This window comes from Kitasatospora sp. NPDC001683, from assembly GCF_053596495.1.
This window is the reverse complement of record NZ_JBSFGK010000008.1, coordinates 1-13,341: the sequence shown is the minus strand read 5'-3', so window position 1 is coordinate 13,341 and position 13,341 is coordinate 1. Positions and strand designations below refer to the sequence as shown.

The following is a 13,341-nucleotide window of genomic DNA, read 5'->3' as shown; positions in this document are numbered from 1 at the left end:
GAGGGCACGGACATGCGCAGGTTCCGGACCAGGCGGGCGATCGCCGCCACCGCGGTGGCACTGGCCGCCGTGCTCGGCGCGGGCGGCTGGGCCGCCGACACCCAGACCGCCCTCACCGGTCCGCCGCCCGGCAGCGCCGACTGGACCGCCGACACCGCGCTCGGCCTCCACCCGCCCGACCCGGCCACCAGCACGCCCGCCCAGGTCGCCGCCTTCTTCGCCGGGCTGACGCCCGCCCAGCAGGACGCCCTGGCCACCCGGCACCCCTTGGTGGTCGGCAACCTGGACGGCGCCCCGGTCCGCCTGCGCTACCGCGCCAACACCCTGGCCCTCACCGCCGAACGCGCCCGGGAACTCGCCCGGGCCACCGACCCGGCCCGCACCCCGCAGGACCAGCAAACCGCCCGCACCCGCGCCGAGCGCTACCGCACCCTGCTGGACGACGGCCGGCAGATCCTCGCCTTCGACCCGCGCGGCCGCGGCCAGGTCGCCGAGGTGTTCGGAGACCTGGCCACCGCCACCCGCACCGCCGTGATCGTCCCCGGCTCGGACATCGACCTGCAGACCTTCGACCGCGCCACCGACCCGTACGGCACCCCCGCCGGCATGGCCCGCGCCCTGCGACAGGCCACCGACGGACGGACCGCCGTGATCGCCTGGGCCGGCTACACCACCCCGGTCGGCCTCGGCATCGACGCCGCCACCGAGGACCTCGCCCGGGCCGGCGCCACCCGCCTCACCCGACTGCTCGACGGACTCGCCGTCAGCACCCGCCCGCAGGCCCCGCCCACGGTGTTCTGCCACAGCTACGGCTCGGTGGTCTGCGGCCTGGCCCGCCCCACCCCGGCCCTCGCCTCCGCCCTGGTGGTGCTCGGCTCGCCCGGCATGGGCGTCGACTCGGCCGCCGACCTCGACCCGGGCGTCCCGCTCTGGGCCACCACCCGCAACGACTCCGACTGGATCGGCAACGTGCCCGGCGTCCGGCTGTTCGGCCTCGGCCACGGCTCCGACCCGACCGACCCCGACTTCGGCGCCCGCCCGCTGCCCGCCACCGGATCCCACGGCCACACCGGCTACTTCGCCCCCGGCACCGCCTCGCTCACCGACTACGCCGCCATCGCCCTCGGGCGCCTCTGAGGCCCCTCCGAGCCCCGCACTGGAAGGAGCACCGCCATGGCCCACCCGCTCACCACCCTGCGCCGCGCCGCCGAGCAGGCCGACGCGAAGACCCCCGCCACCCGCGACCGCGCCCTGGACGGGCTGCGCGCCCTCGCCCTGCTCTCCGTCCCGATCGGCCACTGGATGCTCGGCGGCCTCACCCGCTCGCCCGACGGCGCCCTGCACAACGCCAGCCCGCTCTCCTCGCTCGGCTCCTTCGCCCCGGCCAGCTGGGTGCTCCAGATGCTCGGGGTGTTCTTCCTGGTCGGCGGCCACTCCTCGGTCCGCTCACTGGAACGGGCCCGGGAGAAGGGCCTGACGTACGGGAGTTGGCTGCGCGCCCGGACCGTCCGGCTGCTGCGGCCGGTGCTCGGGGTGACGGCGGTGTGGGCGCTGCTGATCCCGCTGCTGCCCCGGCTCGGGGTGCCCGCGGACACCCTGCGCACCGGCGCGACGCTGGTGGTGCAGCCGCTCTGGTACATCGGGGTGTACCTGGCGCTGACCGCGCTCACCCCGCTCTGCGCCGCCTTCGGGCGGCGGCTCGGCCTCCGGTCGGCGGGCCTGCTGGTGGCCTCGGTCGCGGTGGTCGACCTGCTGCGGTACGGGCCGTGGGCCACTGCGGTGCCGTCCTGGATCGGGCTGCTGAACCTGCTGCCGGGCTGGATGTTCGGCTACCAGCTGGGCGTGCTGTGGGCGCAGGGCCGGCTCGGCCGCCCGGCGGCCCGGGGGCTGCTGCTCGGCGGCGGAGCGCTGTTCGCCACGCTGCTGGTCGTGTTCCACTACCCGGCCAGCATGGTGGGCGTGCCGGGCGTCGAGCGGACCAACTCGCACCCGCCGTCCCTGCTGGTGCTCGCCCTGGCGGCGGTGCAGTGCGGCGCCGCGGTGCTGCTGCGGGAGCGGCTGGGCCAGCTGCTGAGCCGCCGTCCGCTGCTGTGGCTGCCGGTGGTGGTGGTCAACCTGTCGGCGATGACGATCTTCTGCTGGCACCAGAGCGCGATGCTCGCGGTGGCGGTGCCCGGCGCGGCCGGCCTCGGCGCCGTACCCGGACTGACCACCGCGCCGGACTCGCTCGGCTGGGTGGCCGCCCGGCTGGCCCTGCTTCCGCTGTTCGGGGCCGCCCTGGTGGCGATCGGGTGGTTCACCCGGCGCTTCGACGGGCCCTGGACGGGTTTCTCCCGGGCCGGCAAGGCGCTGGCCGGCGGCGCGGCGGCGCTCTTCGCCGCGTACGCGCTGGGGGTGGTGTGACGCGCGCCGTCGACCACGGCACGAGAGGGGCGCGACCGCCGGGCCGGCCGTCCTGCTGGCGCCGACCACCTCCACCCACTCGGTCGGCCCGGCTCCGCGCCCCCGGTGCGCCGCCACGCGCACCGGGGGCGCGCTGTCGGCCCCCTGTTCTAACCTGCGCCCATGGTGACGTTCGACGAGTTCCGCGCGATGGCCCTGACCCTGCCGGAGGCCGCCCAGGAGCCGACCTGGGGCATCGAGACGCTGCGGGTCCGCGGCAAGGTCTTCGCGATGGGCGCGCCCGAGGGCGACAGCGTCACCGTCAAGGCCTCCCACGAGGACCAGGCCGAGCTGATCGCCGCCGAGCCCGAGGTGTTCTCCTTCGCCCGGTACGTCGGGCGACACGGCTGGGTGAGCGTCCGGCTGGACCTGGTCGACCCGGAGGAACTGCAGGACCTGGTCACCGAGGCCTGGCGGCGGACCGCGCCCAAGCGGCTGGTCGGCGCATTCGACGCCGACCACTCCGCCTAGCACTGTCCGGGGTGCCACACAAGGACGCCGGGAAGACACTCCCGGTTCATGTGATCCATCCCACAGTTTAGGCGGGTCCGTCACCGTCCTGTGACCTCTACGCTTGCGCAAGGAAGTCAGCAGTCCAATCGCACCCTCCGGGCACCGCCCGAGAAACGGTGACGGGCCCCAAGGGAGTTGGTGCGGTGCGCAACCGTCGACGCTGGAAGCGGGTACTGATCGGGGCGTTCGCGGGTTGTGCCGTGCTCGCCGACGCCGGTGCCTCGGCGGCCGCCGCCGCGGTCTCCTCCGAGCAGCTGGCGATCTCCACGCCCCCGGCCGGCAGCGCCGCCTGGGTGCAGGACCACTCCTTCGGCCGCTCCCTGCCCGACCCGGCCACCACCAGCCCGGCCGACGCCGCCGCCTTCTTCGCCTCGCTCGCCCCCACCGAGCTGGACCGGCTGGTCAAGGACTACCCGCTGGTCGTCGGCAACTACGACGGCGCCCCGCTGGACCTGCGCTACCGCGCCAACCGGATCGCCCTGGCCGACGAGCGCGACGCCGCCCGGGCCCGCGCGGCCGATCAGAAGCTGGACTCCGACGCCCGGGCGCTGGCCGTCTCCCGCGCCAACGACGTCGACCACCTGCTCTCCCCCGGCCGGCAGATCCTCGCCTTCGACCCGCGCGGCCGCGGCCTGGTCACCGAGGTCTGGGGCGACCTCGCCGACGCCGAGCGGGTCTCCGTGGTCGTCCCCGGCTCGGACGCCGACCTCGGCCACTTCGACCAGGCCGCCGAGCCGCTGCGCGGCGCGGCCGGCATGGCCCGCGCCCTGTACGCCGAGGAGCAGCGCCAGGCCCCCGGTACCCGCACCGCCGTGATCGCCTGGACCGGGTACGTCACCCCCTCCGGCCTCGGCCCGGACGCGGCCACCTCCCGGCTCGCCGACGTCGCCGCGCCCCGGCTGCAGCGCCTGCTCGCCGGTCTCAAGGAGACCACCCGGCCGGACGCGCCCCCGGCGCTGCTCTGCCACTCCTACGGCTCGGTGGTCTGCGGCACCGCCGCCCCGCACATCCCGCGCGCGGCCGCCTCGCCGTCCGACACCTCGGGCATCACCGACATGATGGTGTTCGGCAGCCCCGGCATGGGCGTCCAGTCCGCCGGCGAGCTCGGCGGCGGCGTGCACGTGTGGGCCACCCGCAACCCCAGCGACTGGATCGGCAACGTCCCGTTCCTGGAGGTCGGCAAGCTCGGCCACGGCGCCGACCCGACCGGCGGCGGCTTCGGTGCCGAGCAGATCTCCTCCGCCCGGGCCTCCGGCCACAACGGCTACTTCACCGACGGCACCGACAGCCTGCACAACTTCGCGGCGATCTCCCTCGGGGACTACGGCGACGTGGTCCGGGCTCAGCCCAACGCCTGAACCTGATCCTGGTAGAGCCGTAGGGCCTCCGCCGCCGCCCGGGCCAGTTCGCGCCGGGCGGCAGGCGGGGCCAGCACCTCGACGTCCGCGCCGAAGGCCAGCATCGAGCGGGCGGCCGCCGCGGACGGGAAGGCCATCGCCAGCTCGACCCACTCCTCGGGCGGCCCGGCACCCGCCTCCGGCGGCGGCGCCGTGACCCGGCCGCCGTGGATGCGCAGGAACATGTCCAGCCGCCCGCGCCGGACCCGCACCCGGACCGGCACGTCCTTCGGCACCCGCTCCACCTGCTCCCGCAGCGCCGCCCACACCTCGCCGAGCGTCACCCCGGCCCGGCGGCGCACCGTCTCCTCGGTGGTCCCGGCGGTCAGCACCCGGTCGGCCCGGAACAGCCGCGGCTCGCCGTGCAGGTCGGCCACCAGGTACCAGACCGCCGCCTTGTTCACCAGGCCGTACGGGTCGACGGTGTACTCCACCGGCGCGGGCGCGCCGCTGTGCCGGTAGCGCAGCCGCAGCCGCCGGTCGGCGAACACGGCGTACTGCAGCTCGCCCAGGTCCGGCCCGCTGCCGGTGCCCGGCTGGGGGCTCTGCATCCAGCGGGCCGGGTCGACCAGGATGCGCTCGCTGACCCGCTCGGCCGCCGGGCGGTGCGGGGCGGGCAGCGCGGCCATCACCTTGCGCAGCGCCGAGCCGAGCGCACCGTCCAGCCCGAGGTCGCTGTGCGCGCCCTGGGCGGAGAGCACGAACAGCGCCCGGGCCTCGTCCGCGGTCAGCCCGGTGACGTCGGTGCGGTAGCCGGGCAGCAGGTTGATGCCGCCGTGCCGGCCGCGCTCGGTGAACACCGGCACGCCGGCGGCGGAGAGCGACTCCACGTCCCGGTAGATGGTGCGGACGGACACCTCCAGCCGTTCGGCCAGTTCGGTGGCGGGCACCCGGCCGCGGGTCTGGAGCAGCAGCAGGATCGAGAGCAGGCGGTCGGCCTTCATGACACCAGGATCCCAACAATCCTGACGGTGGTTGTCAGGTTCTACTGGGAGATTGCGTTCCGGGGCCCGAAGGGCACCACGAACCACCGCACCGCACAAGGGAGCTGAACACCCATGAGCACCGTCCAGGACGCCCGCCCGCAGTACCGGACCGCCCTCGCCCAGCTGGAGCGGCTGTTCGCCGCCGTCAACCCCGCCGACCTCGACCGGCCCACGCCCTGCGACGAGTACACGCTGCGTCAGCTGCTGAACCACGTGGTCGGCGGCATCCACCGGTTCGCGTTCATCGGCGAGGGCGGTCGGGCCGCGGACATCCTGCCCGGCATCGAGGACCCCTCGGACGACGGCTGGCCGGCCGCGCTCGCCCGGGCCGCCGCCCGCGCCACCGCCGCCTGGGCGGACGACGCCAAGCTGGGCCGCCCGACCTTCGCCCCCTGGGGCGAGGTGCCCGGTGCGATGGCGGTCGGCGGCTACGTGATGGAGGCGGTGGTCCACTCCTGGGACATCGCCGTCGCCCTGGACGGCGGCTTCGCACTGGACGACGAACTGGCGCACACGGCGCTGGCCGTCGCCGAGCTGGTCCTGCCGCCGGAGAGCCGGGTCGACGGCGTCCCGTTCGGCGCGGTGCTGCCGGCCGCCGAGGACGCCGACGTCCACGCCCGGCTGGCCGCCTGGATGGGCCGCAAGGCCTGAGGGGCCCGGGCTCCGGGGCCGCAGCAGCCCCCGACTCCGAAGCGGGGCCCGGGAAGTCGCCGACTCCCCGGGCCCCCGGGGGCACTACTCCCGTCCGACCGAGGTGTTGCGCATGTCCGCGTATCGGTCCCCCGCCACCCGGTCCGCCAGCGGCTCCAGCAGCGCCAGCTCCTCCGCGCTCAGCCGCAGGGCCGCCGCGCCGGTGTTCTCGGCCAGCCGGCTGCGCTTGCGGGTGCCCGGGATCGGCACGACGGTCAGCCCGTGCACCTCGGCCCGCTGGTGCACCCAGGCCAGCGCGACCTGGGCGAGCGTCGCGTCGTGGGCCGCGGCGATCTCCCGCAGCGGGGCGAGCAGTTCGCCGTTGGCGACGGCGTTCTCACCGGTGTAGCGCGGGTGGGTGCGCCGGAAGTCATCCGTCGCGAGCGCCGCGGCGTCCTGGAACGCACCGGTCAGGAAACCGCGTCCGAGCGGCGAGTACGGCACGAAGGCGACGCCGAGCTCGGCCGCGGCCGGCACCGCCGAGCGCTCGACGTCGCGGGCGAACACCGACCACTCGGACTGCACGGCCGCGATCGGGTGGACGGCGTGCGCCTCGCGCAGCTCGGCCCCGGTCACCTCGGACAGGCCCAGGTGGCGCACCTTGCCCGCCTTGACCAACTCGGCCATGGCACCGACCGATTCGGCCAGCGGCACGGCCGGGTCGCGGCGGTGCATGTAGTACAGGTCGATGGTGTCCACGCCGAGGCGGCGCAGCGAGCCCTCCACGGCGGAGCGGATGTACGCCGGGTCGTTGCGGATGGCGCGCTTGGTCGGGTCGTCCGCGTCGCGCTCGATGGCGAACTTGGTGGCGAGCACCACCTTGTCGCGGTTGGCCCGGACGAAGGGGCCGATGAACTCCTCGTTGCGGCCGGAGCCGTACATGTCCGCGGTGTCGAACAGCGTGACGCCGGCCTCCAGCGCGGCGTCCAGCGTGGCGAGCGCCTCGTCGGAGTCGGTCGGGCCGTAGAACTCGCTCATGCCCATGCAGCCGAGGCCCTGGACGCCCACCAGCGGGCCGTCGGTGCCGAGGGGAACGGTGGGAAGGAGGGGGTGAGTCATGCGCTCTGCTCTTCCTCTGCTCGGTAGTACTGGCATTGGACCGGGGCACCGGTGGCGTCGGTGATCTTCCCGGCGTAGAGATCGATCTTGTGGTCGAGGACGGCCAGGGTGGACCGGAGGTCGGCGATCTTCTGCCGGACCTCCTCGCGCTGCGCCTCCAGCAGCCGGCGGCGCTCCTCGTAGGTCTGTTCGCCGCGGCGGGCCATGTCGACGTACTTGAGCATGTCCGCCACCGACATCCCGGTCAGCCGCAGCCGGCCCAGGAAGGCCAGCCGGTGCAGGTCGCCGTCGCAGTAGCGGCGCTGGCCGCCGACCGCGCGGTCGACCGGGTCGAGCAGGCCGATCCGCTCGTACCAGCGCAGCGTGTGGGCGGTCAGCCCGCTCGCCGCGGCGACCTCGCTGATGGTGTGCCGCGGGGTCCGGTCCGGCTCGCCGACCGGGCGGTTGAACACCTCGGCACAGCTGCGCAGATCGGCCTGGGCACGCACGGGTGTGGCCATGATCGCTTCCCCCTGTCCTGTGACGACGACGCTACCGAGTTGGAGTGCACTCCAAGCAAGCCACCCCGCCAGGTGCTCTCGCCACCCGGATCACGGCCCCGGTTAGAGTCGACCACATGGAGAGCTTGCGGATGATCGAGAACTGGCCCGTGCCCCACGCCGCCGCGGCGGTGGTCCGGGGATCGGACGGCGCGGTGCTGGGCGCGCACGGGCCGCAGCAGCACCTCTTCCCGCTGGCCTCGGTGACCAAGCTGCTCACCTCCTACGCGGCGCTGGTCGCCCTGGAGGAGGGCGTGTTCGAGCTGGACGACCCGGCCGGCCCGCCCGGCTCGACCGTCCGCCACCTGCTGGCCCACACCTCCGGCCTCGGCTTCGACGAGGACCGGGTGTTCGCCGAGCCCGGCAAGCGGCGGCTCTACTCCAACGCCGGCTTCGACGTGCTCGCGCGCACCCTCTCCGAGGCCGCCGGGATCGCGTTCCACCAGTACGCCGCCGAGGCCGTGTTCGAGCCGCTGGGGATGCACGACACCCTGATCAACACCGCGAGCAAGTCCCCGGCCGGCGCCGGCGGCCTGTCCACGGTGGCCGACCTCACCCGGTTCGCCGCCGAGCTCCAGTCCCCCAAGCTGCTGGACCCGTCCACCGTCCGCCGGGCCACCCGCGAGGTCGCCTTCCCGGGCACCAGCGGCGTGCTGCCCGGCTACGGCCACCGCCGCCCGAACGACTGGGGCCTCGGTTTCGAGATCCGCGACGGCAAGAGCCCGCACTGGACCGGCGCCACCAACTCCCCCGAGACCTTCGGCCACTTCGGCCAGTCCGGCACCTTCCTCTGGGTCGACCCCCAGGCCGGCGTGGCCTGCGTCGCGCTCACCGACCGGGACTTCGGCCCCTGGTCGGTCGACGCCTGGCCGCCGCTGTCCGACGCCGTCCTGGCCGAACTGGAGAAGTAGCGACCCACTAGCCGTACGAGACCGGCGAGTGCATCTCCCAGAGCAGGAGTTCGGCGCCGGTCTCGCCCGCGGTCGGGTCGGCGAAGGCCTCCCCGGTGATCCGCACGCTGTCCCCCGGCACCATCGAGCGGCCGCCGCCCTTGGGCCCGGGGACCGTCCGGTAGCCCAGCGAGCCGGCCGTCAGGTGCGCGTACCGCCAGGGCGCCGCGGGCAGTTGCGGCAGCGGCTGCCACGGGCCGGCGGTGGCCAGCCAGAGCGCGGCGTCGCTCCGGCGCAGCCGCAGGGCGTCCGTCCCGGCGTCCCGCTCCAGCCCGGAGGCCAGCAGCGTCAATCCGCCGTCCGCCGGTTCCACCTTGCGCAGCCCGTACCCGGGGGCGGCGTCGAACTCGTCCGGCTGCAGCCACATCTGGACGAAGCGCACCGGCCCGGTGGCGCCGCCGAGGTTGCGCTCGGTGTGGGTGACCCCGGAGCCCGCGCTGAGGTGCTGGATCATGCCCGGGCGCACCACCCCGCTGTGGCCGTGCGAGTCCCGGTGGGCCAGCGCGCCCTCCAGCACCCAGGTGAGGATCTCGGTGTCCCGGTGCCTGTGCTCCTCGAACCCGGCGCCGGGGGCGAGGAGTTCCTCGTTGCACGCGAGCAGCGCGCCGAAGTGGGTGTTCTTCGGGTCGTAGTGGCCGGAGAAGGAGAACGCGTGTCGGGTCTCGATGCCCTCGGCGGGGGTGGAGCGGTAGCGCTCGGCGGTGCGGCGCAGGTCGGCGCGGGGGCGTTCAGGAGCGTCGGTCACGCTCCTCACCGTAGCCCCTCCGGTCGGCTCGCTCCGGGCGCTCCGGACGCTCCGGACCCGGTGCCGACGCTCCTCGGCTCTCGGTCGTGACCGGGACCACCGGGCCGCTGGACCGGGGGTTGTGCACGAGCAGTCACTCGCGTGAGGCAGTCTTGTTCTTGTGCCAGCCGCTTCCGCGAACTCCAAGAGCGAACCCAGTCCCGCAACCGAACCCACCGGGAAGAGCCCCGCTCCCCGGCCCGGCCGCGACCGCCCCGGCCGCCCCGCGCCCCGCCTGACGGCGCAGGAGCGCAGAAACGCCGCCGAGCGGGCCGAGCGCCGGGCGGCGACCCTCAAGCGCTTGGAGAAGTCCTCGGGCAAGCTGGCCACCGCCGCGATCGCGCGGATGGACGACCAGCTCGGCTGGTACCGGCGGATGCCGCCGGAGCACCGCTCCTGGATCGGTCTGGTCGCCCAGGCCGGCATCGCCGCCTTCACCGAGTGGTACCGCCACCCCGAGGCCGCCCGGGCGATCTCCACCGACGTCTTCGGCACCGCCCCGCGCGAGCTGACCAGGGCGATCACGCTGCGCCAGACCGTCGAGCTGATCCGCACCACGATCGAGGTGATGGAGGAGGCCATCGAGGAGGTGGCCGCCCCCGGCGACGAGGCGGACATGCGCGAGTCCGTCCTGGTCTACGCCCGGGAGATCGCCTTCGCCACCGCCCAGGTGTACGCCCAGGCGGCCGAGGCGCGCGGCGCCTGGGACGCCCGGCTCGAGGCGCTGGTGGTCAACTCCCTGCTGTCCGGCGACGCCGACGAGGGTGTGCTGTCCCGCGCCGCCGCGCTCGGCTGGGGGCAACCCAGCCAGGTCCGGGTGGTGATGGGCAGCGCCCCGGACGGTGACAGCGAGCTGGTGGTCGAGGCGATCCGCCGGGCCGCCCGGTACGCCAAGCTGAACGTGCTGACCGGGGTGCTGGGCAAGCGCCTGGTGGTCGTGGTCGGCGGTGACAAGGAGCCGGTGCACGCAGCCCGGGCGCTGATCGGCCAGTTCGCGCCGGGCCCGGTGGTGATCGGCCCGACCGTGTCCGACCTGCTCTCGGCGACCCGCTCCGCGCACGCCGCCGCGGCCGGTCTGCGGGCCTGCGCCGCCTGGCCGGACGCCCCGCGCCCGGTGCTCGCCGACGACCTGCTGCCCGAGCGGGCGCTGGCCGGCGACCCCGCCGCCCGCCACCAGTTGGTGGAGGAGATCTACACACCGCTGGACGAGGCCGGCTCCGCCCTGCTGGAGACGCTGAGCGTCTACCTGGAGCAGGCCTCCTCCCTGGAGGGCGCGGCCCGGATGCTCTTCGTGCACCCCAATACGGTGCGCTACCGGCTACGACGTGTGACCGACGTCACGGGGTACGCCCCCTCCGACGTACGTTCGGCGTTCACTCTGCGGATCGCACTGGCCCTCGGCCGGCTGACCGCCGCCGGAGAACCCGGCCGAGCCGGGGTGTAGGGACCATACAATCCCGGATGGTTTTCTTCGTTACCGTCGCCTACCCGCCCCTGGGCGCCTGGCGAGAGAGGGTTGAACCGTGCTCGTAATCGTCGCCCCTGGACAGGGTGCCCAGTCCCCCGGTTTCCTCAGCTCCTGGCTGGAGCTCGACGGTGTCGCCGACCGCCTGCGCGGCTGGTCGGAGGTCGCCGGGCTCGACCTGGTTCACGCCGGCACCGAGGCGTCCGCCGAGGAGATCAAGGACACCGCCGTCGCCCAGCCGCTGCTGGTCGCGGCCGGTCTGGTGACCGCCCGTGAGCTGTTCCCGGACGAGGCGGACGCCCGCAAGCTGGTCGGCGCCGTCGCCGGCCACAGCGTCGGTGAGATCACCGCCGCGGCCGGCGCCGGGGTGCTCAGCGCCCACGACGCGCTGACCTTCGTCCGCGAGCGCGGCCGGGCCATGGCCGAGGCCGCCGCCGTCACCGAGACCGGCATGACCGCCGTGCTCGGCGGCGACCCGGAGGTCGTCGCGGCGAAGCTGTCCCAGCACGGCCTGACCGCCGCCAACAACAACGGCGGCGGCCAGATCGTCGCGGCCGGCACGCTGGCCCGGCTGGAGGCGCTGAAGGCGGACCCGCCGGCCGGCGCCAAGCTGGTCGCGCTCAAGGTGGCCGGCGCCTTCCACACCGAGCACATGGCCCCCGGCGTGGAGCGGCTGGCCGCGCTGGCCCCGAGCCTGACCGTGGCCGACCCGCAGGTCCGTTACGTCTCCAACAAGGACGGCGCAGTCGTCGACTCCGGCGCCGAGGTGCTGGCGCGTCTGGTGTCGCAGGTCTCCAACCCGGTCCGCTGGGACCTCTGCATGGAGACCCTCGGCCGGCTGGGCGCGACCGCCGTGATCGAACTGTCCCCCGCGGGCACGCTGACCGCGCTGCTCAAGCGCAACCTCAAGGGTGTCGCCACGCTCGCCCTGAAGACCCCCGCCGACCTGGACAAGGCCCGCGAGCTCGTCGCGGAGCACGGCGGTCAGGACCAGGAGGACCAGGCATGACCAAGCCGCAGATCCGTCCCGCCACCGGCGCGCAGTACTCCCGCATCCACGGGGTCGGCGGCTACCGCCCGGTCCGGGTCATCCCCAACTCCGAGGTCCTGGAGTGGATCGACTCCTCGGACGAGTGGATCCGCACCCGCAGCGGGATCGCCGAGCGCCGCTGGGCGGGCCCGGAGGAGAGCGTCGCCGAGATGTCGGTGCAGGCCGCCGGCAAGGCCATCGCGCAGGCCGGCATCGCCCCCGAGCAGATCGGCGGCGTGATCGTCTCGACCGTCTCGCACCTCAAGCAGACCCCGGCCATCGCCACCGAGATCGCCCAGCGGCTCGGCTGCGGCACCGCCCCGGCCTTCGACATCTCGGCCGCCTGCGCCGGCTTCGGCTACGGCCTGGGCCTGGCCGACGGCATGATCCGCGGCGGCAACGCCGACTACGTGCTGGTGATCGGTGTCGAGCGGCTCAGCGACCTGACCGACAAGTCGGACCGTTCGACCGCCTTCATCTTCGGCGACGGCGCCGGCGCCGCGATCGTCGGCCCGTCCGACACGCCGGGCATCGGCAAGCTGATCTGGGGCTCGGACGGCTCGCAGGCCGACGTCATCAGCCAGACCCAGGCCTGGGACACCGCCTTCGCCAAGCCCGATGCCATCAACGGCCCGGGCGAGGAGCAGAAGTGGCCGGCCCTGCGGATGGACGGTCAGCCGGTCTTCCGCTGGGCGGTCTGGGAGATGGCCAAGGTGGCCCAGCAGGCGCTGGACGCCGCCGGGATCACCGCCGACCAGCTCGGCGCCTTCATCCCGCACCAGGCCAACATGCGGATCACCGACGCCATGATCAAGGCGCTCAAGCTGCCGGCGTCGGTGCCGGTCGCCCGTGACATCGCCGAGACCGGCAACACCTCCGCCGCCTCCATCCCGCTGGCGATGGAACGCATGCTGGAGTCCGGCGAGGCCCACAGCGGCGACCTCGCGTTGATCATCGGGTTCGGGGCGGGTCTCGTCTACGCCGCGGCAGTCGTTACGCTCCCCTAGGCGCGTTTCGCCCCATCCATCCACAAGCCCGTGTCCGTCCGACGGTCGGACACGTTCAACACCGAAGAGGAGCAGCCAGTATGGCTACCAAGGACGAGGTCCTGGAAGGTCTCGCCGAGATCGTCAACGAGATCGCCGGCATCCCGGCGGAGGACGTCCAGGAGGACAAGTCCTTCACCGACGACCTGGACGTCGACTCGCTGTCCATGGTCGAGGTCGTCGTGGCCGCCGAGGAGCGCTTCGACGTCAAGATCCCGGACGACGAGGTCAAGAACCTGAAGACCGTCGGCGACGCGGTGAACTACATCCTCACCAACGCCTGAGCGATCGACTCGTTCGAGTCGCCCAGTCCGTCCGGCGTGAGCCACGCCTCGGACGGCTGACCCGTCGGCCCGGCTCCCCGACGAATTCATGACCGCCGTCGAGAACGGCACCGAATTCGGCCTGCGCGCCCGGATGACCGGCGAGGTCATCGAGAC

At 74.2% G+C, this 13,341-nt stretch carries 14 protein-coding genes; 10 read left to right on the top strand and 4 right to left on the bottom strand.

The features are described from left to right. The first annotated feature begins 12 nt into the window (after nucleotides 1-12). The 4 genes from ACWCYO_RS06350 to ACWCYO_RS06335 all read left to right on the top strand — a co-directional run bounded on the left by ACWCYO_RS06350 (nucleotide 13) and on the right by ACWCYO_RS06335 (nucleotide 4,313). A complete protein-coding gene (locus ACWCYO_RS06350) occupies nucleotides 13-1,137 on the top strand; it encodes an alpha/beta hydrolase (protein WP_449783571.1) in 1,125 nt (374 codons plus the stop codon). A 36-nt stretch (nucleotides 1,138-1,173) separates the two neighbouring features. After that, nucleotides 1,174-2,403 carry an acyltransferase family protein gene (locus ACWCYO_RS06345; protein WP_449783570.1) on the top strand — a complete coding sequence of 410 codons (1,230 nt, stop codon included), beginning with the start codon at nucleotides 1,174-1,176 and terminating at the stop codon, nucleotides 2,401-2,403. Between the two features lie 162 nt (nucleotides 2,404-2,565). Continuing rightward, on the top strand, nucleotides 2,566-2,913 hold the full coding sequence (locus ACWCYO_RS06340) for an MmcQ/YjbR family DNA-binding protein (protein WP_270147102.1): 348 nt from the start codon (nucleotides 2,566-2,568) through the stop codon (nucleotides 2,911-2,913). Nucleotides 2,914-3,098: 185 nt separating this feature from the next. Then, complete coding sequence (locus ACWCYO_RS06335) at nucleotides 3,099-4,313, top strand: alpha/beta hydrolase (RefSeq protein WP_449783569.1); 1,215 nt, start codon at nucleotides 3,099-3,101, stop codon at nucleotides 4,311-4,313. Here ACWCYO_RS06335 and ACWCYO_RS06330 read toward each other — a convergent pair. Continuing rightward, a complete protein-coding gene (locus ACWCYO_RS06330) occupies nucleotides 4,298-5,296 on the bottom strand; it encodes a helix-turn-helix transcriptional regulator (protein WP_270147100.1) in 999 nt (332 codons plus the stop codon). The two genes, ACWCYO_RS06335 and ACWCYO_RS06330, sit on opposite strands and share 16 nt — an antisense overlap. Before the next feature lie 114 nt (nucleotides 5,297-5,410). Here ACWCYO_RS06330 and ACWCYO_RS06325 point away from each other — a divergent pair, with 114 nt between their 5' ends. Then, nucleotides 5,411-5,989, top strand: a complete 579-nt coding sequence (locus tag ACWCYO_RS06325; protein WP_270147099.1) for a TIGR03086 family metal-binding protein — start codon at nucleotides 5,411-5,413, stop codon at nucleotides 5,987-5,989. Between the two features lie 84 nt (nucleotides 5,990-6,073). Here ACWCYO_RS06325 and ACWCYO_RS06320 read toward each other — a convergent pair whose 3' ends face one another. Next, nucleotides 6,074-7,087 carry an aldo/keto reductase gene (locus ACWCYO_RS06320; RefSeq protein ID WP_449783568.1) on the bottom strand — a complete coding sequence of 338 codons (1,014 nt, stop codon included), beginning with the start codon at nucleotides 7,085-7,087 and terminating at the stop codon, nucleotides 6,074-6,076. Further along, complete coding sequence (locus ACWCYO_RS06315; RefSeq protein ID WP_270147097.1) at nucleotides 7,084-7,587, bottom strand: MerR family transcriptional regulator; 504 nt, start codon at nucleotides 7,585-7,587, stop codon at nucleotides 7,084-7,086. The genes ACWCYO_RS06320 and ACWCYO_RS06315 overlap by 4 nt, the downstream gene beginning before the upstream one ends. A 116-nt stretch (nucleotides 7,588-7,703) precedes the next feature. Here ACWCYO_RS06315 and ACWCYO_RS06310 point away from each other — a divergent pair, with 116 nt between their 5' ends. Then, on the top strand, nucleotides 7,704-8,537 hold the full coding sequence (locus ACWCYO_RS06310; protein WP_270147096.1) for a serine hydrolase domain-containing protein: 834 nt from the start codon (nucleotides 7,704-7,706) through the stop codon (nucleotides 8,535-8,537). A gap of 7 nt (nucleotides 8,538-8,544) precedes the next feature. On the opposite strand, the gene ACWCYO_RS06305 is transcribed toward ACWCYO_RS06310, so the two are convergent. Continuing rightward, a complete protein-coding gene (locus ACWCYO_RS06305) occupies nucleotides 8,545-9,321 on the bottom strand; it encodes a pirin family protein (protein WP_449783567.1) in 777 nt (258 codons plus the stop codon). 274 nt (nucleotides 9,322-9,595) lie between these two features. On the opposite strand from ACWCYO_RS06305, the gene ACWCYO_RS06300 reads away from it, so the two are divergent. From ACWCYO_RS06300 to ACWCYO_RS06285, 4 genes are all read left to right on the top strand, one after another. Continuing rightward, entirely contained in the window at nucleotides 9,596-10,804 is a 1,209-nt protein-coding gene (locus tag ACWCYO_RS06300; RefSeq protein WP_449783632.1) for a PucR family transcriptional regulator, read from the top strand. Nucleotides 10,805-10,883: 79 nt separating this feature from the next. Next, entirely contained in the window at nucleotides 10,884-11,834 is a 951-nt protein-coding gene (locus tag ACWCYO_RS06295; RefSeq protein WP_270147094.1) for an ACP S-malonyltransferase, read from the top strand. Next, complete coding sequence (locus ACWCYO_RS06290) at nucleotides 11,831-12,862, top strand: beta-ketoacyl-ACP synthase III (RefSeq protein ID WP_270147093.1); 1,032 nt, start codon at nucleotides 11,831-11,833, stop codon at nucleotides 12,860-12,862. Before ACWCYO_RS06295 ends, ACWCYO_RS06290 begins: the two co-directional genes overlap by 4 nt. 80 nt (nucleotides 12,863-12,942) lie before the next feature. Further along, a complete protein-coding gene (locus tag ACWCYO_RS06285) occupies nucleotides 12,943-13,185 on the top strand; it encodes an acyl carrier protein (RefSeq protein WP_270147092.1) in 243 nt (80 codons plus the stop codon). Nucleotides 13,186-13,341: the final 156 nt, after the last annotated feature.

Coding starts and splice junctions, on each gene's coding strand:
- ACWCYO_RS06350 (WP_449783571.1), top strand. CDS start 13: ATGCGCAGGTTCCGGACCAGGCGGGCGATCGCCGCCACCGCGGTGGCA.
- ACWCYO_RS06345 (WP_449783570.1), top strand. CDS start 1,174: ATGGCCCACCCGCTCACCACCCTGCGCCGCGCCGCCGAGCAGGCCGAC.
- ACWCYO_RS06340 (WP_270147102.1), top strand. CDS start 2,566: ATGGTGACGTTCGACGAGTTCCGCGCGATGGCCCTGACCCTGCCGGAG.
- ACWCYO_RS06330 (WP_270147100.1), bottom strand. CDS start 5,296: ATGAAGGCCGACCGCCTGCTCTCGATCCTGCTGCTGCTCCAGACCCGC.
- ACWCYO_RS06325 (WP_270147099.1), top strand. CDS start 5,411: ATGAGCACCGTCCAGGACGCCCGCCCGCAGTACCGGACCGCCCTCGCC.
- ACWCYO_RS06320 (WP_449783568.1), bottom strand. CDS start 7,087: ATGACTCACCCCCTCCTTCCCACCGTTCCCCTCGGCACCGACGGCCCG.
- ACWCYO_RS06315 (WP_270147097.1), bottom strand. CDS start 7,587: ATGGCCACACCCGTGCGTGCCCAGGCCGATCTGCGCAGCTGTGCCGAG.
- ACWCYO_RS06310 (WP_270147096.1), top strand. CDS start 7,704: ATGGAGAGCTTGCGGATGATCGAGAACTGGCCCGTGCCCCACGCCGCC.
- ACWCYO_RS06290 (WP_270147093.1), top strand. CDS start 11,831: ATGACCAAGCCGCAGATCCGTCCCGCCACCGGCGCGCAGTACTCCCGC.
- ACWCYO_RS06285 (WP_270147092.1), top strand. CDS start 12,943: ATGGCTACCAAGGACGAGGTCCTGGAAGGTCTCGCCGAGATCGTCAAC.